Source organism: Verrucomicrobium spinosum DSM 4136 = JCM 18804 (assembly GCF_000172155.1).
Lineage (GTDB): Bacteria > Verrucomicrobiota > Verrucomicrobiia > Verrucomicrobiales > Verrucomicrobiaceae > Verrucomicrobium > Verrucomicrobium spinosum.
Map to the genome: position 1 here is coordinate 2,618,354 of NZ_ABIZ01000001.1, position 20,659 is coordinate 2,639,012.

General features: G+C 60.1%; 16 protein-coding genes. 8 read left to right on the forward strand and 8 right to left on the reverse strand.

Annotation, left to right across the window (positions count from 1 at the left end; all coding sequences use genetic code 11):
* Positions 1-8 precede the first annotated feature (8 nt).
* The 5 genes from VSP_RS10660 to VSP_RS10680 all read right to left on the reverse strand — a co-directional run bounded on the left by VSP_RS10660 (position 9) and on the right by VSP_RS10680 (position 4,919).
* Positions 9-815: an SDR family oxidoreductase gene (locus tag VSP_RS10660; protein ID WP_009960534.1), complete on the reverse strand. Its 807-nt coding sequence runs from the start codon at positions 813-815 to the stop codon at positions 9-11.
* A 103-nt stretch (positions 816-918) separates the two neighbouring features.
* Entirely contained in the window at positions 919-2,295 is a 1,377-nt protein-coding gene (locus VSP_RS10665) for an FAD-dependent oxidoreductase (RefSeq protein ID WP_157210835.1), read from the reverse strand.
* Positions 2,296-2,377: 82 nt separating this feature from the next.
* On the reverse strand, positions 2,378-3,409 hold the full coding sequence (locus VSP_RS10670; protein ID WP_009960537.1) for a zinc-binding dehydrogenase: 1,032 nt from the start codon (positions 3,407-3,409) through the stop codon (positions 2,378-2,380).
* Positions 3,410-3,455: 46 nt separating this feature from the next.
* Positions 3,456-4,160 carry an orotidine 5'-phosphate decarboxylase / HUMPS family protein gene (locus VSP_RS10675; RefSeq protein WP_009960538.1) on the reverse strand — a complete coding sequence of 235 codons (705 nt, stop codon included), beginning with the start codon at positions 4,158-4,160 and terminating at the stop codon, positions 3,456-3,458.
* 57 nt (positions 4,161-4,217) lie between these two features.
* Positions 4,218-4,919 (reverse strand): GntR family transcriptional regulator, encoded by a 702-nt coding sequence (locus tag VSP_RS10680; protein WP_009960540.1) that lies wholly within the window; start codon positions 4,917-4,919, stop codon positions 4,218-4,220.
* Positions 4,920-5,154: 235 nt separating this feature from the next.
* On the opposite strand from VSP_RS10680, the gene VSP_RS10685 reads away from it, so the two are divergent.
* Positions 5,155-6,006: a chromosomal replication initiator protein DnaA gene (locus tag VSP_RS10685; protein ID WP_009960541.1), complete on the forward strand. Its 852-nt coding sequence runs from the start codon at positions 5,155-5,157 to the stop codon at positions 6,004-6,006.
* 243 nt (positions 6,007-6,249) lie between these two features.
* Here VSP_RS10685 and VSP_RS10690 read toward each other — a convergent pair whose 3' ends face one another.
* A complete protein-coding gene (locus tag VSP_RS10690; RefSeq protein WP_009960543.1) occupies positions 6,250-6,477 on the reverse strand; it encodes a hypothetical protein in 228 nt (75 codons plus the stop codon).
* Between the two features lie 153 nt (positions 6,478-6,630).
* Positions 6,631-7,200 (reverse strand): hypothetical protein, encoded by a 570-nt coding sequence (locus VSP_RS10695; RefSeq protein WP_009960545.1) that lies wholly within the window; start codon positions 7,198-7,200, stop codon positions 6,631-6,633.
* A gap of 7 nt (positions 7,201-7,207) precedes the next feature.
* On the opposite strand from VSP_RS10695, the gene chrA reads away from it, so the two are divergent.
* From chrA to VSP_RS10725, 6 genes are all read left to right on the forward strand, one after another.
* Positions 7,208-8,659 (forward strand): chromate efflux transporter, encoded by a 1,452-nt coding sequence (chrA, locus tag VSP_RS10700; RefSeq protein WP_009960546.1) that lies wholly within the window; start codon positions 7,208-7,210, stop codon positions 8,657-8,659.
* Between the two features lie 644 nt (positions 8,660-9,303).
* Positions 9,304-10,626: a phosphoribosylaminoimidazolesuccinocarboxamide synthase gene (locus tag VSP_RS10705; protein ID WP_009960548.1), complete on the forward strand. Its 1,323-nt coding sequence runs from the start codon at positions 9,304-9,306 to the stop codon at positions 10,624-10,626.
* A gap of 188 nt (positions 10,627-10,814) precedes the next feature.
* A complete protein-coding gene (locus VSP_RS10710; RefSeq protein WP_009960549.1) occupies positions 10,815-11,267 on the forward strand; it encodes a hypothetical protein in 453 nt (150 codons plus the stop codon).
* Between the two features lie 24 nt (positions 11,268-11,291).
* Positions 11,292-13,727 carry a phosphoribosylformylglycinamidine synthase subunit PurL gene (purL, locus tag VSP_RS10715; RefSeq protein WP_009960551.1) on the forward strand — a complete coding sequence of 812 codons (2,436 nt, stop codon included), beginning with the start codon at positions 11,292-11,294 and terminating at the stop codon, positions 13,725-13,727.
* The gene (locus tag VSP_RS10720; RefSeq protein WP_009960552.1) at positions 13,697-14,407 is read left to right on the forward strand and encodes a phosphoribosylformylglycinamidine synthase subunit PurQ; all 711 of its coding nucleotides are present in this window, start codon (positions 13,697-13,699) and stop codon (positions 14,405-14,407) included. The genes purL and VSP_RS10720 overlap by 31 nt, the downstream gene beginning before the upstream one ends.
* A gap of 803 nt (positions 14,408-15,210) precedes the next feature.
* On the forward strand, positions 15,211-15,768 hold the full coding sequence (locus VSP_RS10725; RefSeq protein ID WP_029190342.1) for a hypothetical protein: 558 nt from the start codon (positions 15,211-15,213) through the stop codon (positions 15,766-15,768).
* A 251-nt stretch (positions 15,769-16,019) separates the two neighbouring features.
* Here VSP_RS10725 and VSP_RS10730 read toward each other — a convergent pair whose 3' ends face one another.
* On the reverse strand, positions 16,020-16,439 hold the full coding sequence (locus tag VSP_RS10730; protein WP_029190343.1) for a hypothetical protein: 420 nt from the start codon (positions 16,437-16,439) through the stop codon (positions 16,020-16,022).
* A gap of 472 nt (positions 16,440-16,911) precedes the next feature.
* On the opposite strand from VSP_RS10730, the gene VSP_RS10735 reads away from it, so the two are divergent.
* Complete coding sequence (locus tag VSP_RS10735; RefSeq protein WP_009960557.1) at positions 16,912-20,109, forward strand: hypothetical protein; 3,198 nt, start codon at positions 16,912-16,914, stop codon at positions 20,107-20,109.
* The last annotated feature ends 550 nt before the right edge of the window (positions 20,110-20,659 follow it).

The following is a 20,659-nucleotide window of genomic DNA, read 5'->3' on the forward strand; positions in this document are numbered from 1 at the left end:
CCCACCTCTTACTGCTTATCGCTCACCGGGATGGTTGTGGCGTCCTTGGGCGGGTTGCGGCCGATGAAGGGATGCTGCTCCAGATCCACGACCTGACCGCTGATGGGTCCGCTTTCGTCCGCCAGCCAGTACACCGCCGCGACTGCGATTTCGTCCGGCCAGAGGATGCGTCCCGCAGGAGCGTAAACACGTGGTACGTGAGTGTACCAGTCCTCAGGCAGGCCGTGTTCCTTCTTGCGCTGGGCTTCGTTTTCGGTGAGCACCCAGCCGGGGTTGATCTGGTTCACTCGCACATGATCTTCGCGCATGAGAGTGTCTCCGAGGTTGCGGGTGAGCGTCATGAGCGCGCCCTTGGAAATGCTGTACGGCAGCAGATTGGGCTCACCGCTCCAGGCATTCACAGAGCCGATGTTCAATACCGCACCGCGGTTCTCCCTGAGCTGGGGCAGTGCGGCCTTGATCAAAGCAAAGGGGGCCACCGTGTTGACCTCCATCATTTTGCGGAAGAAGGCGAGATCCGTGGTGTGGAGGTTGGATGCCACCACCATGGCGGCGTTGTTCACGACCGCGTCCAGCTTGGCAAAGCTCTTTACGGCCAATTCCACGAGGCGTTCGGGTGCGCCTTCTGCCGTGAGATCCTCGATGTGCAGCGTCGCATTCTCCGCTCCCAATTCCTCGATCACCTGCGCCCCCAGATCCGCCTCCAGTCCGTGGATTACGACCTTGGCTCCTTCAGCGACGAAACGCTTGGCCATGGCCTTGCCAATGCCGGTGCAGCTTCCTGTGACGATGATGACTTTGTCTTTGAGGCGCATAGGTTGAATGCAGTGAAAAGTTAAGAGTAAAAAGTGATAAGTGGGATCCGAAGCAGAGAAGTTGCTCGAGTGCCACCTTTTGGCGGAACACTACAGAAGGCGACTATGCCGCATCAGTAAACGGCCCTGCATTTACGGTGGTGAGAACCTCCCGCACTTTTTGGCCATCCAGTTCGGCCACATTGGTGCTGTTCTTCAAGCTAAGGGCCGCGGCGCAGCCGGCGGCTTCGCCGAGGGCCATGGCGGTAACGGTGACTCGTGTGGAGGCATGAGCGCCGCGGGTGGCGGAGTGGCAACGGCCAGCCACGAGGAGATTCTCGATCTTCTGCGGGACCAAGGAGCGATAGGGGATGTCGTAGGGGCCGGGTTGGACCTTCTCGGGCTTGAAGTCGTTGGCACTGCCCAGAGTGGTCTTGTTGGGGTGAAGGTCCAGATACCAGCAACCAGTGGCGATGGCGTCCGGGAAGCGACGACCTCCCATGATTTCCTTTTCATTCAGCACGTGCTGGCCAATGAGCCGCCGGGATTCACGCACGCCTATCCAGGGATAGGCTTCGAGGAAATAGGAATCTGCAAAGGCTGGGATGTCGCGCTTCCAGGCCTTGTGCATGGCCAGGGCGTCGGCGCGCCCCTGCATTTCCGCGCGGGAGAGGTCGGCGGCGTCGGTGGGGTTGGCTGGCACACGGATGCCGTGCACATACACCTCATCCTTGCCGAAGAGGAACATCACTCCGGGGCCGTAGAAGTAAGGCAATTCTCCAAGCGCCTGAGCTTTCACCAGAGACTCGCGGCAGAGTCCGCCGATGCCCTTGGCGGGCTTCACGCCGCCGATGCGGAAGTGGAGGGTCAACGGCTGCACCTCGGCGCTTTGTTCAGTGGGTGTGCCGGCCCAGGCCGCGACATCGGCATCGCCGGTGCAGTCAATCACGACCTTGGGGCGCACGGTTACCAGGCCGTCTTTGTTTGCGATGGTGACATTGCGGATCCGGCCGTTGGACGACTCCGCCTCGCAGGCAAAGGAGTTGTACAACACTGTGAGCCGGTCTTTTTGCGCCTGCAGCTCCCGGTCCAGTAGTACCTTGAACTCAAACGTGTTGGGGATCGTCGGGTTGTGTGGTTTGATCACCTGCGCGTCAGGCGCGCACACTCCGGTCTTGGACAAGAGTTCCAGGGCGATGCCCTTCACCACCACGCGGTGGTCGCCAATGTTGGAGATGCCATCGAAATAGGGCAACCCCACGCTGGTGATGATCCCGCCTGCAAAGGGGGCCTTTTCCACCAGCAGGGTTCGTGCGCCATGTCGTGCAGCGCTCAGTGCCGCGGCGGTGCCCGCACAGCCACCGCCACAAACCAGCACGTCTGTTTCAATGGTTTTGCGACCGGTGCCTGCGCTGGTTCCTGCCGCACCCTCCGCCGCCAGCAAAGGCCCTGCCATTGTCGCCGCCACGGAGGAAGCTACAAATGTCCGTCGTGTGTTCATGGAGAAGTGTGTATTCCTAAACCAGCCGCACAGCGGCATCTCAACCAACGAAGTGTCTCAACAGCGAAGCGTCTCAACTTCCTTACACCGGCTTAAGTACAGATTTCACGACCTCGCCGCTGTGCATCTTCTCGAAGGCCTCGTGCCACTCGGTCACCGCCCAGACGCCGCCGATGATGGGTTTGACGTCCAGTTGACCGCCTGCCAGCAGGGCGATCACTCGCTCCCACACTGGCCAGTTGTGGCTGAAGCTGCCTTGCAGGGTCACGTTCTTCTGCACGAGGGGGTCGATGGAGAAGCCCAGTGGCTGCGGGCCCCAGCCCACCTTGGTGATCCAGCCGTTGGGGCGGACGAGCTGCAGTGCAATCTTCAGTGTGATGCTGGAGCCGGCGGCATCGATGACGCAATCGGCACCCAGGCCATCTCGCCGCTTGGCCCATTCCGTCGCGTCGCCGATGATGCCTTCGCAGCCATACAATTTGGCGATCTCCAGACGCTGACGATCATTCTCCAAGCCCACCAGGGCGACCTCAGCCCCACACAGGCGGGCCACGGCCGCGCACAGAATGCCTATGGTGCCGGGGCCCAGTACGATCACGCGATCCCCCGGCTTTAGACGGCTGTTCTCCACCACGGCATTGTAAGCCACACAGCAAGGTTCCGTAAGGCAGGCTTGTTCAAAGGCCAGCTTGTCCGGCACTCGGTGGAGGCAGCGGGAGGGTACACGCACGTAGCGGGTCATGGCACCGTTCACACCGTAGCCGAAACCCTTGCGTGTGGGGTCCAGGTTGTAGAGCCCCTGGCGACTCATGGGATTGTTGATGTCGATGACCGCTGCGGTCTCGCTCACCACGCGGTCACCTTCCTTCCAGTTGATCACGTTCTTGCCGGTCTCCACAATGTGGCCGCCAAACTCATGACCCAGTACCACCGGGTAGTTCACCGGCCAGCTATGGTCGGCTGTCCATTGATGGAGGTCACTGCCACAGACGCCCACATTGGCGACCTCCAGCAGCACATCGTCGTCCCCAATCTCCGGGGCGAGGATCTCACGAATCTCAACGGACCCCTTCTCCGGGGCATAGTTCACAACAGCAGCGGAAGCGGTCTTCATAAATGCGGAATGAGGAATTCTGAATGTGATGATCTGATGGCAAGCGTTATGCGCTAAACCCGGGAACCACCTGGGAGTGCACGGCCTCACAGATCAGGCGGAGTGATCCTTCGAGGTCGCCATCTGCCGTCTTGAAGGCGTCTGCGTCCACCGTGAGGGGTGCGCCCAGCACCACGAGCGGCGCACCGTACTGGGGACACTGGATGGCCTGTTCCAGAGTGAGTCCGCCCACGGCCTGAACGGGAATCTTTACGGCCTGCACGACCTCGCGCAGCTGATCGAGCGGGCTGGGCATGCGTTGACCGGCGGCGGCGAGGCCACGGCGTTCGTCATAGCCGATGTGGTGGATCACATAGTCGCAGCCCAGATCCTCCAGCATCTTGGCGCCTGCCACCATGTCCGGGCAGCCAAGGTTATCACCCATAACTTTGACATTGTGATCCCTGCCGGCCTTCACCACACACTTGATCGTCTCTTCATGAGCACGGGCCATGACCACCACGTGGGTGGCTCCGGCTTGCGCCATCATTTCCGCTTCCAGATAGCCACCGTCCATCGTCTTGAGGTCGGCCACGATCGGGATGCCGGGGAACGAGGCTCGCAGAGCGCGCACGCCGTGCAGACCTTCCGCCAGAATCAGCGGCGTGCCAGCCTCCAGCCAGTCCACGCCAGCCCGGATCGCCAGGGCTGCGGTTTTGAGCGCTTCGTCAATATTGGTGAGGTCCAGTGAGATTTGAACGATGGGTTTCATTGGTGAGCAGTGAAAAATTAAGAGTAAAAAGTGAAAAGTGGGGAAGGGGGCGATAGTTCAGGCCTCTGAGTCCATTCCCAGTTTGTAGTTGAGCTCGCCCCAGTCTTCGATGTGCTGGCGCATGGCCTGTCCGGCCTTGTCAGCATCGCGGGCCAGGATGGCAGTGAGGATGGGGCGGTGACCACGCAGGGCGTGATCGGTCACGGGAATGTCGTGTGCTTGTTGCCAGCGATGAGCTTTGGCCAGCAGGAGCTCAAACTGGGCGCGCACAGTCCGCCAGCAGGTGAGGAGTCGTGAGTGGCCCGCAGCCTGCATGATCAGGTCGTGGAAGGCGACATCCAGCCGGCTGATGTTGGTCACATCCGTCTCCTGCTCCAGAGCCTGCACGTTCTCTTGCAGGGACGCAGCGGTATCTGCGGTCAGTTTCTGGGCCGCCAACCGGGCGCTCATGACCTCCAGTGTCTGGCGGAGGGTCACGATTTCCCGCACATCTTCGGCGCTGAACTGGCGCACTTGGCAGCGTCCACGGTGGTCGAACTCCACGACCCCGTCGTGCTCAAGCTCCACCAAGGCTTCCCGCACGGGCACGCGGCTCACAGCCAGTTGGGCGGCCAGCTTAGGTTCGCTGATGGCACTGCCCTCGGCAATCTGACCAGAAATGATCGCCCGGCGTACCTGGTCCGCCACCTCCTCCGCCAGGGTGAAGCGGCGGACGGGTTGCAGGCCTTGTTCGGGAGCGCTGGCGTCGAGGGAAATCATCACAACGGGAATTTCAAAACTGTATACAGTATATCTGAGTGGAGTGTACAACGATCGTCAAGCTCTTTTCTATCGGAGAGAGTGGGGGGCGGGCTCCAAGCATCCACAACATTTGGGCCAAGCGATTCAGCCTGTGACGGACAGAAACACTTCAAACCCAGGTGAGTATTTTCGCCCACATTCCCGTCTCACTGGCTGGCACTCTTGGTGACCCTATACTTTTCCCGTCCATCCTATGAAACCCTCTTACTCGACTCTGGTGCGCAGTCTCTATGGTGCGCTGGCGGCCCTCATGATCTTTCCGGCCCTGCCTGCGCAGGCCGAAGGGCCGATTGATCACCTGAAGAAGCGCCGTCGTCAGATTCACGAAAAAATCGGTGAGATATTCTTCGGTCTTGGCCGGAAGATCGAAGACGCGGCTGACCGTGTGGATGGACATATGGAACCAGTCCCACCGCCGCCGGGCTATCGTGGGGCGCCCCCACCGTATCGTGATGATCCCTATTGGGAAGAGGAGGATCCAAACTGGGAGCTGGAGTTGCGGTACGAGCAGCGCCGCCAGCCCCGCGGTCCTGGTCTGACATATCCGGATGGTGTGCCCTACCCAGATACTGGCCTCCGCCGCCCGACCTATCGTGATCGGGATCTTGAGCGCGAACGGGCCCCCCGGGATGCCTACACGCCTTCTCCCCACGACGACAGCGCCCCTCGCAGCGACGACCGTGCTCCCTCGGACCGACGTTCAGATGACTCCAGCAACCGCCCGGCTCCCTTGCCTTCCGAGAGCCCGTTTGGGGATGAGCCCAAGTCCGGTGTCCCCTCCAGTTCGGGTTCGATGAAGAAACCCGGGAATGTCAACCCGACGACTCCGGCCCCCATGCCGGAGCGCAAAGCCGGTGATGCAGGCACCGCCTTAAACAGTAGCAACGGTGGACTTCGCTATGGTCGCCCGGTTCCCGGCAAGCAGGGCTTCGTGTACCCGCCTGGAGTGAAGGAAGAAACGAAGAACATGATCGACGTTCGTGACTTCCGTCCTGGCCAGAAGGTCAAGGACCCTCGCACGGGTGAGATCTTCTTGGTGCCGTAGCCCGCTGCGCGGGGGACAGAAGACTTGAGAAGTTGAAGACGCAGGCGGGAGTGTTGCTCCGCTTGCGTCTTTCTTTTTAGCCAAAGCAGTCACAGTCCCGGATGCGGGACTGTTCAGTCGAGTTACCCATATCAATCGAAGCCAAGCTGAAGCATGGCGCTACTTTGCACCTTCTGCCGCCTCCCTCACCACAGGTCCTTGGTTGCTCAAAATCCAATCGTGTAAAACGAGTTCTGAGAGACTTTACTCCTGGTCCACCATGCTGAGGGCGCTGAGGGGCAGCGTCATGGTGCGCCCGTCTTCCCGTACAATCGTCACTTGATCACCCGCCACTGCCGAAAACCGTGCTTTGAGGGTGCTGCCCTGCTTGCTGGTGAAGACTCTCAATTCAGGCTGCGGAGCGGCACCCGTCCCACTGGTTGAGGCCATCAGAAGTGCAAGAGCCAGGGCACCGGAAACGGTTTTTTTCATGGGTTCGTAAATTACTGGAAATCCATCCAATATGCAAGATTACGCCCGTCCAACACCTGCCCAGGTCTTCTCACCTTGCGTAATCAATCTTCACAAAAAGCGCAATGGTGCTCTGGTCGGGGCCGGTTGATTCAGGGCCTGAAGAGCTTGCCCCTACTTGAAATTAGGCCCTGTAATTCTGCCGTTGGAATCCCGGTAAGTGACATTGCCAGCCGGGCTTACGTACCTGGTTCCCAGTATCCTCCCACTGCCATCACGATAAGTTGTCGTTTCTGAGTCGACTGCCTTCGTGGAACTGGATGTCACTGCAATGCGGCCTTTGGAATCCCGTGTCACTTCCGTGCCGGAGGCCATCTTCTGGGTGTTGCCAGTGATCCGCCCTTTGTTGTCGCGATGGGTCACGGTACCGGTGTAAGGATCCTCGCTGGAGGTGGAGACAATTCTCCCAGATCCGTCCCGGGTGGTGACAGTGCCCGTCGGGGACACGTCCGACGTCCGTGCGATGCGCCCGGATCCATCCCGAATCGTTTCCCTGATTCGTGAGAGGGTGGCGGTGCTGATCTGGATATCCAGATTGCCTTCTTGGAGAGAGGGCTTGGAGGGCAGCTTGGTTGGCTCCGAGCTGGCTTTCAGTTTGGGGGGGGCGGCACTGACTGGGGGAATGGGGGCCAGGATGACGGCACTGGCAAGAGCCGCAATGAAGGGGGCAAATGAGGTTTTCATGCCACAAATGGATCTGGCGAAATTGTCGCTCGCATGGGATGTAAACTCCAGCCAATTTATTCATTTCCCCGTGCCTGTTTCATCATCGATCGCTCTCCTGGCGCAAACTTCTGAGACGCCATCCCCTGCGCCGTCCTTCCGCGAAGCGCTTCGGTTCTGGGTTAAGCTGGGTTTCATTAGCTTTGGCGGTCCGGCCGGGCAGATCGCCATCATGCACACCGAGCTGGTGGATCGCAAAAAGTGGATCAGCGAGCCGCTCTTTCTGCATGCGCTGAATTTCTGCATGTTACTGCCGGGCCCAGAGGCTCAGCAGCTTGCCACCTATCTTGGCTGGCGTCTCCATGGAGTGAGAGGTGGCATCGTGGCGGGCGCTTTGTTCGTTCTGCCTGCGGTCGTCATCCTCTGGGCTCTGAGTTGGCTGTACATCAGCCTGGGCCATGTGGAGTGGGTGGCGGCCATCTTCTACGGCCTGCAGCCCGCCGTCATGGCCATCGTTGCTGCGGCCGTCCTGCGGGTGGGGAGGAAGGCTCTCCGCAACAGTGTCATGTGGGGATTGGCAGTGGCCGCATTCGTGGCCCTATTTATTTTCAAGGCCCCCTTCGCCGCGGTCATGCTGGGAGCAGGAATATTGGGGTGGATTGGCAGTCAGATCGCCCCCCGATACTTTGGAGGGGGAAAGGATCAGGCAGAGAGTCGTGGAGCACCGGTTGTTGACTGTGGTGATTCCTTGAACCCCGCAGTCGAGGATCTGGGGGAGGAGGCTGCCGGATACCGCTCCGGATGGTCCCATGCGCTTCGCGTAGTGGGCTGCGGCACCCTGCTCTGGTGGGGGCCAATCCTTCTCGCCGGGTGGGTGGCGGGTTGGCAGAGCGTCTGGTTCAAGCTGGGCTTCTTCTTCAGCAAGGCGGCCCTGATCACTTTCGGCGGAGCCTATGCGGTGCTGCCGTATGTCGCCCAGCAGGCGGTGGATCAACACCACTGGCTCACGACTCCTCAAATGATGAGTGGTCTGGCTCTGGCCGAGACCACCCCGGGGCCGCTCATCATGGTGCTGCAGTTCGTCGGTTTCGTCGGGGCCTGGCAGAGTCCCGGCCCACTCCCGCCCCTGCTTGCTGCAACTCTGGGAGCAGCCATCACCACATGGGCCACGTTTCTCCCCTCCTTTATCTTTGTGCTTGCCGGCGCTCCTTTCATCGAGCGACTACGCCGCGTACGCGGCCTCACGGCCACGCTCTCAGCCATCACTGCGGCGGTGGTGGGGGTCATCCTCAATCTCGCTGTCTGGTTTGGCATTCACACCCTCTGGCCGGGAGGTGGTCCTATCGATCTCTTCGCCCTTGTGCTCGGGACTGTCCTTTTCGCGGGAATGCACTGGCGGAAGTGGGGTGTCATCCCCATAGTTATGGTGGGTGGGGGGCTCGGTTTGGTGTGGCGGCTGCTGATGGTCGGTGGGGCGTAGTCGCCAGAGTTTCGCTCGCCCCCAAATGGGTGTAAGGGTGTCAAGAGGGGGTGTCTTTTTTCCATGTCGCCCCCCTCTGCTCAAACACTGTCTGGCGACCAAAGCCGACGTCCCCTGGTCAAGATCATTCGAGGCTGTCGTGGTGGCTGAGCCGCTGTCGTCCGGCGTGTCTCTCCCCAGGCAATCCGCCGGGAGCCGGCCGGGGTGAGCATCTGGCTCGCTCGCGCGTCTGGGGGATGTGCGCTTTTTAGCAAGAGGGGGACATTCTTTTTCGCTGGTTTGGAGGGATGGGGGTGATTGTCGTTGTGTATTGGGGGCGGCACTGCGTCGGACGGCAGACCCTTCGGAATCATCGCACAAAGGTGTCTCGACATAGCATCCAAAACTCCTGGCGGAAATGAGATCGGTCCGTCCTGTAGATCCTGGGGCGGGCGCATTTTGCAGGATCATTAGAGTATAATTCAGATGTCGTCGCTCAATGGCGGGTGGAGCGGGGAGATTACGTCTCCCGCGCGCTATACGTGTGAGCCGTGCACGGACCGGGGGCGGTCCCGGAGAGGAGGGGGGCGAGCCCCTCGCCCCCGGAAATCCCTTGCGTCCCGGAATCCCCCTGCTAAAGCAAATTGCTCCTTTATCTAGCGAGCATGTCCACTACTACTGACCTTCCGGTGGTTCGTCCGTCTGATCTCGGCCCACCCATTTACGTGGGTTCCGTGCAGCGGCTTTACGCGGTTCCGGGCCGCGATGACCTCATGGTGTGCGAGACCACCAATGCGGGCTCTGTATTCGATGTCGGCAGCATTTTCGACATCCCTGGCAGTGATGTGGCCCGTGCCACCTTCCGCCACGCCCTCTACACCCGCATGGCCCAGCCCAAAACCTGGATAAAGGTTAGAGAAGCCATCCAGAAGGAGATTGCCAAGCCAGAAGCTTCCGCTGAGGCGAGGGCCTTCCTGGAAGACCTCCTGGTGGGACCGCTGGAAAAGATGGTGGTGAGCGGGGCCAATACCCACCACACCGGCATGCTCGACTCCGTGACCGGCGAGATTACCGCAGGGATGCCTGAGAATCCGAGCACCTTCAACGTGGTGCGCCGTTTCCCGGTCATGAAGCCGGTGCAGAAGCCCATCCTGGGCTCCTTCGTTTACGACTATTCCATGTTCTACCAGGCGGCCACGTACGTGATCCCGCTGGAGTACATCGTGCGTTTCGGCATCACCGGCGGGTCCTCCGTGCTGCGCAAGTACGCCAGCCTGAGCGATGCTGACAAGAAGACGTACGAAAACGAGCTGGGCCTCTCCCAGGCCATGCAGGCCTGGCAGTTCCTGCCCCGCCCGATTTTTGACCTCACCAGCAAGCACGAGCCGGAAGACCGAAACGTGACCAAGCAGGAAGCCGCTCTGATGAGCGGCATGGAGGCAGACGCCTTCGTCAGCACCATCAAGCTCAGCCTCCTGGGTGCCTGGGCCGTGCGCCAGCTTCTCGATGAGATCGGCCTCCTCCTCTGGGACATCAAGTGGGAGTTCGCCGTGGACGAGGGCGAGTTCTTCTTCGTCGATACCATCGATACCGACAGCTTCCGCGCCACTGCCTTCCTTGAGACCGAAGGCAAGAAGATCGTGCTGCACTACAACAAGCAGTCCATGCGCGACTACTACAAGATCGCCGAGGCGACCTGGTTCGCGGGCGTGAACGACGCCAAGAAGATTGCCAGCAAGACGGGCACCCCCTTCACGAAGGTGCTCAAGGAAGGCCAGGCTGAAGGCAAGTGGCCGCACACCCCGGTGGTGCACCCCGACTTCCTCGCCCTGCAGGCGAAGAAGATGGACATCATCCGCCAGCACGTGCTGGGCAACACAGAGCCGGAAGCCTCCAAGGCAGCCCTGCGCGAAGTGGGAGAAGCCGAAGTGGACTTCTACCGCCAGCGTGGCCTCTTCGAAGAGTATTGCAAGGCCAACGCCATCTAATCTTCCGGCGGAGTCCTGATGATTAAACCAGACAGAATTAACGGAATTAACAGAATTGGAATGACGCCCATGATCTTGCGAATGTCCCTCGTGGCTCGCTGCTGTGGAAGTTTGAATCTAGTTTCGTAAATTCTGTTCATTCTGTCTAAAAAATCCCCCCATTTCCTGTCCCTCCCTCCCGCTTTTTCATGACCAAAACCTACGAAATCACCGGCAAGTTTGAGAGCGAGGGCAATGCCCAGTCGCTGCTCTACGCTCCGCCTGCCCATCCGCTCACCTTCCGTCGTACCACGCGGTACCTCTTTGAGTATGATGGCAGTGAGACGGCGCTGGACGCCTTTGTGCAGAAGGTGCTGGTGGACCCCATCAGCCAGGAGTACCACAACGACGGCCTGCCGCTCTGGGACAACACCTCCTTCATCCTCGACTACGGGATGAAGGGCGGCGCTCTGGACCTGGAGAAGGAGACAATCCTCAACTACTACCGCAAACTCGCGGAACCCGGGTTCGAGCTCAAGAAACTCACGCTCAAGACCCGCATCTACGTGTTCGGTGAAGGCGCGGACTCCTCCGTGTTCGTTCGCGATATCGTGAACCCGGCCATCCACACCTGGGAAGTCGTCCTGAAGACGGCGGCTTGATTTTTATTTCCTCCTCCCTTTCACATGCCCGACCCCACTCCCAAAGCTGTTTACCGACACGTTCCCATCTCCGGGTTGTCGGGTGATGAATTGCTCGCTCTCAGCCAGCGCTCCAAGCTCTCGCTCTCCCGCGAGGACATGCTGGCCGTGCAGGCGATTTTCAAAGCGGAAAACCGCGAGCCCACCGATGTCGAGCTGGAAGTCATCGCCCAGACCTGGAGCGAGCACTGCAAGCACCGCATCTTCGGCTCCCGCATTGAGCACACCGTTGATGGCCAGTCGGAAGTGGTGGACGGCCTCTTCAAGACCTACATCAAGCAAGTTACAGAGCGCATCATCGCCAAGAAGCCCGACTTCGTGCTTAGCGCCTTCACGGACAACGCGGGTTTTGTGAAGCTGGATGATGAGCTGGCCGTGTGCCTGAAGGTGGAGACGCACAACCACCCCAGCGCCATCGAGCCGTACGCCGGCGCCAACACGGGCCTGGGCGGCGTGATCCGCGATATCTTGGGAGCAGGGAAGGGGGCCAAGCCCGTCGCTTCGCTCGACGTGTTCTGCTTCGGTCCGCCGGACACCCAGCAGGAGGACATCCTGGCCAAGGACGTGATCCACCCCCTCGGCGTCATGCGTGGCGTGGTGCGCGGGGTGCGTGACTACGGCAACCGCATGGGCATCCCCACCACCAGCGGGGCCATCCAGTTCGACGACACTTACATTTACAATCCCCTGGTGTTTTGCGGCACCATGGGCGTGATCCCGATCAAGGACATCCAGAAGGAAGTGAAGCCCGGGCACGTGCTCATTGCCGCCGGCGGTCGCACGGGTCGCGACGGCTTGAAGGGGGCGACGTTCTCCAGCGTGTCCCTCACCACTGCCAGCCACGAGGAAGACCAAACGGCGGTGCAGATCGGCAACCCTATTGAAGAGAAGAAAGTCGCCGACTTCATTCTCGCTGCCCGTGCCAAGGGCCTGATCCAGTTCGTCACCGATTGCGGTGCCGGCGGCTTCAGCAGCGCGGCAGGTGAGATGCTCAGCGAGACCGGCGGTGAAGTGTGGCTGGAAAATGCCCCGCTCAAGGCTCCCGATCTCGAGAGCTGGCAGGTGTTTATCAGCGAGTCCCAGGAGCGCATGGTCATCGCGATCGAGGAGCAAGATCTCCCAGAGATGCAGAAGCTTGCCGATATCTACGAAACGGAACTCTGCGTGCTGGCCAAGGCCGATGGCACCGGCATTCTCAAGGTGAAGCACCATGGCGAAATGGTGTGCGAGCTCGACTGCCGCAAGCTGCACGAAGCACCCCGCCGCCACTTCAAGACCGAGTGGCAAAATGTGGATGCCGATGAAGAAGGTTGCTACATCTCCTTTGAAGAGCCGGAGGCAGGCAATGAGATGCTCAAGGCCGTGCTTTCGGACTTCGCCATCGTCTCCCGTGAACCTATCATCCGCGAGTATGACCACGAGGTGCAGGGGAATACTTTCCTGAAACCTCTGGCCGGTGCCAGCGGTGACGCCCCGCAGGACGGCTCCGTCATCCGCGTGGATGGCAGCAACCAACTCGTGGCCCTGGGCCTCTCGCTCCTCCCTGAACTGGGCAAGACCCACCCGCACCTCATGGGCCGCGCCTGTGTGGACGAGTGCATCCGCCAGCTTGTGGCCATGGGGGCCAACCCGGAACGCATTGCCATTCTGGACAACTTCTGCCTAGGCAACCCCGACGACGCCTATGAACTGGGCGCACTCGTGGAAACGACCAAGGGCATGGCCCAGTCCGCCGAGATCTACGGTGCCCCGTTTGTCTCCGGGAAGGACTCTTTCTACAACTACTTCAAGACCGACGAAGGTCCGATTTCCATCCCGTGCACCCTGCTCGTCAGCGGCTTCGGCGTGGTGGAGGAGGCCTCGCACGTCGTCGGCTCCAGCCTGCGCAAGGTGGGCAGCAAGCTCTTCCTGCTCGGTCAGCTGGCCAGCGGTCTCGCTGGCAGTGTCTTCGCCCGCATGGTTATGCAGGGCTCCGAAGATCCTGAAGAAGACGGACTTGTCTTCCCGAATGCGCCGGAGTTCGATGAGCAGACTTCTTTCGCCTCCTACAAGCAGTACAACGAACTGGTGAAGAAGGGCGCAGTGCTCTCCGCTCACGACATCAGCGAAGGCGGCCTGGCCGTGACGCTGGCAGAGATGGCCTTCTCCGGCAAGGCCGGCATCAAGGTCAATCTGGGCGACATTCCCACCACGGTGGAGCTCCAGCCTGCCGAGTACCTCTTCGGCGAAACGCCGGGCTGCATCGTCTTCGAGGTGGCTCCCGAGCACGCCGCTCTGGCCGAGTCTCTCGGCTTCACCGCCATCGGTGAAACCACCGCTGACGGCCAGCTCGTCATCATCGACGACGAAAACACCTTCATCAACGCCTCCATTTCCGAACTCAAACCGCTATGGCAAAACGGCCTCACGCCCTACTACTGAAATACCCCGGCACGAACTGTGACGCCGAGACCTCCCGCGCCCTTGAGGCGGTGGGTTTTGAGACCCAGGTGCTGCCCATCGCCCTCCTCGAACCCCATGCGCTGGACAATACCCAGCTTGTGGTGTTCTCCGGTGGCTTCAGCTACGGGGACTACGTGATGTCCGGCCGCTTTGCCAAGTTGAACACACTGGCCAAGGTGGGAGACGGACTGCAGCAGTTCGTGTCCCGTGGCGGCCACGTGCTGGGCATCTGCAACGGCTTCCAGATCCTCACGCAGCTTCACCTCCTTCCGGAAGGCAGTCTCATTCACAACACCAGCGGCCGCTTCATCTGCCGCTGGGCGGGCCTGAAGAAGAACGCCTCCAGCCCCTATCTCCAGGGTCTGCCGGATGAGTTCGAGCTTCCCGTGGCTCACGCGGAAGGTCGCTTCGTCGGCATCGATGACGCCGCCGGCCAGTACGTGCAGAACGGCCGCGCCGCCCTGCTCTACACCAGCGACGTGAACGGCAGCAGCCAGCAGATCGCCGGTCTTCAGGATGAAACTGGGCGAGTGTTTGGTTTGATGCCGCACCCCGAGCGTTTCCTGTTCAAGAAACATCACTACGATCCAGACTGGAACGGCGATGCCGACCACGGCTGGGGGTACTACATGTTCAAGAGCGTCCGCGAGGCGGTGTAGGGATTGCTGATTTTTGAATTTGGAATTGTGATTTTGGATCGGGATGACTGATCCGGGAGCGCGGGCCGCAGAGATGCGGTCCGCGCTTTTTTTGGGAGGGCTGTCGGCGGAGGGCGGAACAGGGCAACTTTGTTCGTTGCCCGCGGTATTGTGAGCGCGCTATCATTCGGTGGTTCCGATTCACTCGCCAATTGGTCGTGCTATCTGTATTGTCCGTGGGAGAGGACCGTTCTTAACCGTTGGGAGGGGGAGTTGTTGGATTTCTGGACGGATAGTGACCTCAAGGAGGAGGGGGTGAAGATGCTCCCGAAAGAGCTTTAGATAGATGAAATAACTTATAGTTGAGGTTTTGAGTTTGAAGCGGTGCCCCCCCGGTGTCTTCCTGTGAAGAGGATTGGGAGGGGGGACGATGTGCTCCTGAGTTCAAGATGGTTGTCTTGCCTGCAGGCGATTGATCGGGGTGTCTGATTGCCACATAGCTGGCGAAAGCGGCGTCGAGCCGCACGCACTCCAAGACGCTGCCGCGTCTTGCCATGTGCCATGGCAAGCTGTACATCTACTCTTGATGTGTGCTTTGGCTCTACTCTCAACCGCGCGAAGCGTCTTGGAGTACGGTGGCTTGACACCGTTTTCGCCTGCTCATTCGGCTTGTTCCTCACCTTAGCCCTTCCGCCAGATGGTAGGATGAAACATCCAACTCGCGGCACTCAGTCTTGCCAACTTCCAGCGTCGGTGAGAAGCTTTCGCCAGTTCCACCCAGCATGTACCTCATTCGAACCAAGGCGCCACCCGGCGGGTTATACATGAAGACCTCGGTTGGCCTGGTGATGATTGCGTTTGCCACGGAGGAGCTTGCTTTTCGCTGCCTGAAGGCGATGCAGATGGACACGGACTACGTGACAATGTCCCCGGAGGAGGTGCTCCAATCCAAGTCGGACGACATGAACGATGGACAGAAAATTTTGCTGTTCCCATCTGTGGAGGTGGTTCGAGACTATTTGCGAGATCGGAGTGGATTCCCGTACCGGGATTTTGTCATGACTTGGCAACGGCCCATGCCTCCCTGTCCGGAGAAGATCGAGGGGGCCACCGTGGTGCTGGCGGCCTCGATCAAAAACTCAAAAGATCCATGCTTTGCATTTTCACGGCTGACCGAAGGGAGAGCCGTGACTGCGAGATTTCGAGGACTTGCCATTGCCCGTTTTGACCTTTGTTCAACGGAAGAGGGGGTGCTTCTATTCGCTCGTGACGCAGGATGGAATGTCGTGAATCGATGGAGTCTCTTGGCGATTGATGATGCAATGACTGAGGGGGCTCGATCCTTCGGCGTGGATCTGTCGGACTGGCGTCCGGTCGCGTAAGTTTTCCGGGATGGATTTGTTCAAAGCGTGTCGATTGATGATCGCCGCCTCCTTGTGGAGGGTGAACTCAGGTGTCAGGCAAAGTAGTCACTGTCCCGCATGCGGGACTGTTCATTTGAGGTGCGCAAGTCAGTAGCCGCCAAGCTAAAGCATGACACTACATTTTGCTCTCTCAGTCGCCTAAGCAGGAGGGGCGAGGGATTTTCCTGTCCTGGATGCAGGTTTATTGCCAATGCGCCGCCTCTCCCTCCTCACGGGTCCACCTGTAGCGGCACCATCACGGTCCCTTTACTGACCAGCGGCATCGCAATCGCCAGCAGCATCAGCACCAGATACATCAGCGACAACGCGGGACCGATGAAACAAAGGAAGGCGTGCACGAGGCGATCCGACCCATGTCCGGAGTCGGGGTCTCGCAGAGACTGAATGCCCAGCACGGCCATGACCATGGCAAAAGCTGTTGCACAGATCGCTGGTGCATATGAGCCAGACTGATTTGACACCAAAATCTGCGTGAGCGCGGGCATGGGGCGACCACCGTGATAGGCAACAAACCCTTGAGATGCCACCCGGGCAATACCGCCAGCCAGCAGGGCGGTTAGGGGCAGGCTCACAGCGCTGAGCAATATCATGGCGCTGAAGATCAAATGGCGGACGCGAGGATTTTTCATGTCATCGCCATCCTCACCAAGGTCCTCCAGTCGGGCAAGTCCTATCGAGCGGCCTGCACCAGGCGGAGTTGGGGCCTGGGGGCGGCGTGAGCCACGGTTTCTCTTAAGAAGGCATTCTCACCCAGATGGCAGTGGGACGCATGCGTTCCACGGTCTTGACAATCAAAAAATCAACGGCTACTGTTTCTAACGAGACTGACTCCACGTCCTCCGGGCGTTCTCCATCAAATCACCACTGAACGACAGGCGACATCCAGCGCCACCTGAGAACAACCCGTTTTTCATCACACTGGTCACCGCGTAGGATCTCACCACGGTAGCTGGGCGCGGTAGAGATGGGAGTCTTCACGCACCGGGATTCATTCCATGGTGGTGTGGGCTCTCTTTCGCCGTTCTTCTGGCCGTGGTCCCTGCTGCGGGGGCCTTGCACCAAGCTGGGGTACCCTGTGTTCCGGCTCGCACCGCCTGAGTCATGCCTCAAGAATCCAACCGCCTCTGGCTGCTCGGCACCCAGATTTTTGCCATCATTGCTGTGTTGCTGGGAGTGGTGGGTCAGGAGACCCGGCTCCGCAGTTCCCGCCCGCCTTCCTCCAATGTCGTGGCAGAGTCTGCGGGCACGGCCGGGGATGGATCGATTTCCAAACGGCTTTGGGAGGATCCTTTGGAAGGGCTTTCCGAAGAAGAATCCGTGAAATCGGATCCTCCCAAAGCCGATGAACCCGCTGCTCCTGCCAGGACCGATGTACCGAATGCACCGGGCGTTTCCGCCAGAGAAGCGCCCGCTCCCTTGCACGAGGACTCACAGGCCAAGACCGTTTCCCGCGACGAGTCCGGGCAGAGGATGAGCACGCTCATCCTCACAGTGGCAATCGACGGCGATCTCTCTCCGGAAGCCAAGGAGGTGCGCCTGCGCAGCCGCTATGCCATCTCCTCGGCTCTCTCGGCAGCCGGTTACTGGTCCAAAACCCAGAGAATGCAGAACTTCATGCTGGTGTCGGCGGAGCATGGTCGAGACCCGGGCGGCACTCCCAAACCCGCTCAAGGAGAAGTCATCGGCCGGTCGGAACGGTTCGAGTTTCTCGGCACGGGGAGTCCGCGTGGGGACGTGGTAACCCGTCGTGGAGACCGGACCACCAAGTCCGCCTGTGTTGTCTGGCTCGATAAATCCAAGATCGCTGCCGACAAGGTGAAGCCCTCTCGGATCAAGGATTCCCTGGAAGCCGCTTTCTACAGCAAAGGCCACGTTCACTCGGACCAGCCTGGAGCGCTGAGACGGGTCTTTTTCCATTTGGGGGACAGCGATGACTACGTCGATTTTGCTTACAGCCCGACTTCGGAATGGCGGTCAAGACCCGCCGAGGCAGCCGCGTTCGAGACCCATTTCCTGCGCGCCACCATTCCCGATGAGGCCGCCCGGCAGTTTGCGCGCCGGCTCTACGGCAGCACAGAGGATCCGGGCTACTGGTTGAGACTCTGGCGGCCCACCCTGAGTGATGCGGATACCGCCAAGGCGACCGTGAACGAGCTCTGCCTGCGGGTTCCGCGACTCAATGCAGAGCGTCGGGAGGGCGAGCCTCGCCCACGTGTGGTGATTCTCATCGAGTCCGACACGCTCTACAGCCGTGCGATCACTGAGGAGTTGCAGAAGCTCTTTGCGCTCAAGAAAGTGGATCTGGAGTGCCGCACCTACCTGCGCGGGCTGGATGGCAGCCAGGCGGACCAGAGACGCAATGCCGATCAAGGGGGTGCCGCAAGCAGCGGAGGTCCTCGGTATGAGGCGCCCACCTTTGCCATCAGCGAGCCCTCCCAAGGCACTTCTCAGCTGGACTACTTGCGGCTCATGGCCCAGCATCTGGCCCGGGAGGAGTCGGAGCCCGGGAAGCCGAAGATCGCTGCGGTGGGTGTGTTGGGAAGTGATCGCTGGGACAAGATGCTCGTTCTTCAGGCAGTGCGGCCAGAGCTGCCATCGGCCGTGTTCTTTACCACCGATCTGGACAGCCTCTACTTCCAGAGAGACTTCCAGAACTTCACTCGAAATCTCGTCGTGGCCAGTGCCGCAGGCCTCGTGCCCCGGGTGCCAGCGGGGATGCCGGAGATTACCTGGCGCCTCCCCCCCTTGCGGGACTGCTACCAGACGATCCTGGTGGAGCAGACCTGGCACGCTCTGCGCGGGCCTCGCACAGAGCACCCGCTGGATACCGGTGATCGATCTGCCAGGGTGTATGAAATCGCTGCTGGCCAGGAGGTGGAGCAGCAGCCGTCGCCTGGAGACCTGCCGTTCATGCGCTGGCTCAATGATACCATGACGGCATGGTCTAGGGAGCTTTATTTCCTCGCTACCTTTGTCGGGCTCGGCCTGCTGGGTTGCATCATGGTCGTAGAGCGGCAGCGACGCCGTCTCTTGGAAAGGGGCGAACCAGAAGAGGGGGTGCCCCCTGCGCCGACCCCGCGGAGGGGGAGAAGCGAGCGTGCCGGCACTGAAAAGGCGGGCCGGAAAGAGTGGTGTTTGAAGCTGGTGGATGAGTTGCTCAACAACACCCGCCTGCCCTCCCTGGCGAACGCCGTACTGGTCACGGTCAAGGTGTTAGGAGTTACGAGCCTGATGCTGCTCCTCGCCGCGTTCCTTTTTGACTGGAACCTCGGTCTGGAAGATGTGGCCTGGGCCTCCGGCACCAGCATCTGGCCCAGCATCCTCATTCGGCTGGTGGCTTTCATGTTGGCGGTCAGTTTGCTCAAGACGGCCTTGAGAGACCAGGAAACCCGTCGGCGGGAGCTCGATTCCGCCCTGGCCAAGCATTTGGAGAAAGCCTACGACAAGGTGGATGTGCCCATAGCCATCAGTTGCTGGGAGCTGCTCCGCCAGTCCGTGGGGCTGCCTCCCTATCGGATAGGCACCCATTTACCCGATGGAGAGCCGCCGCGGCCCATGAAGAAGATCTTCCTGCTTGTGCGGTCCCAGCGCACCCGGCTCTGCCGTGTGGCCATCTTCGCGGTGGTGTATCTCTTTCTCTGTGGCTGGCTCTTTGTGCGCTGGCCCACGGTCGTCCCGGCCCGCGGCGACTTTGCCTTCGTGGTGGAGCGATTCATCCTTCTGCTTGGAGTCGCCATGTACATCGTGCATCTGGTGTTTTGCATCGATCTCCATCTCTCTGCGCTGCACCTCATCCGGGCGCTCAAAAAACTTGCGCGCCTTGATCGCAGTCCGGAATTTCCTCCCACCTTGAACTGGGCTTGCATTCTCGCCATCGTGGCAGATTTCACGTCCTCCGTGGGCCGTACGCTCCTCTATCCCCTGATGGTGCTGCTGCTCATGATTGTCTCCCGCTTCCGCATTTTTGACAACTGGTCCATGCATCCCAGTCTCATGATCACGTTTGGTTTGGGGGCGGTATTGCTTCTCAGCATCTCGCTGGTACTCGTGTTTGCCGCGCGGGAACTGCGGCAGCTCTGTCTTTCTGTGGTGAAGGAGAAGCGCCAGCACTTTGCCCTACGTGATGCTGCTGCCGCCAAGTCGCACGAGGATGAGCTGGCTGAAATCGAAAAACTCAGTGCCGGAGCCTTTGCCCGGTGGTATGAACAGCCCGTTGTCGTCGCCCTCGTTTCCTTTATCGGGGTCTTCGGCAGTACGGCTGTCGCCGAGCCCCTGGTTCGTTTGCTTGTGGGAGGGTGAGCTGGTGCGTCAGTGCGTCAGTGCGTCAGTGCGTCAGTGCGTCAGTGCGTCAGTGCGTCAGTGCGTCAGTGCGTCAGTGCGTCAGTGCGTCAGTGCGTCAGTGCGTCAGTTGGGGTTCGAGGTAATTGTGAGGTCCGATTGCTTTTGTATGAGCTCTGTCTGCGACGTCTCGAGTCGATCCTGTCTGAGAACTGCCCCAGCCAACCAACACCTGGATGCGAAGCATCTTTGGGACTGCGGTGAGAATCACCGCTTTGGGGAGATCTGTGTGAAGCTAACTACCCAGAACCTTGCCGGAGTCCATATTGTGCTCGTAGCGGGTATCGAGAGGTTAGAACCGCCACCTTGGAGACTCCACCAGTTACTCGCTGCGAGACGGTCGTCTCCAGGTAATCTGGACGGTTTGTAGAACTCCGTTGGAGTTCCATCGCTTCACCGTTCAAACCCGGGGTGGCGACCGCTTCGCGGTCTGACCCCGGGCTGTTTTGTATCACGCCGTTGGCGTGGAGCTTCCGTCATGAAATCACGCAGTACGGGATCGATCGCAGGC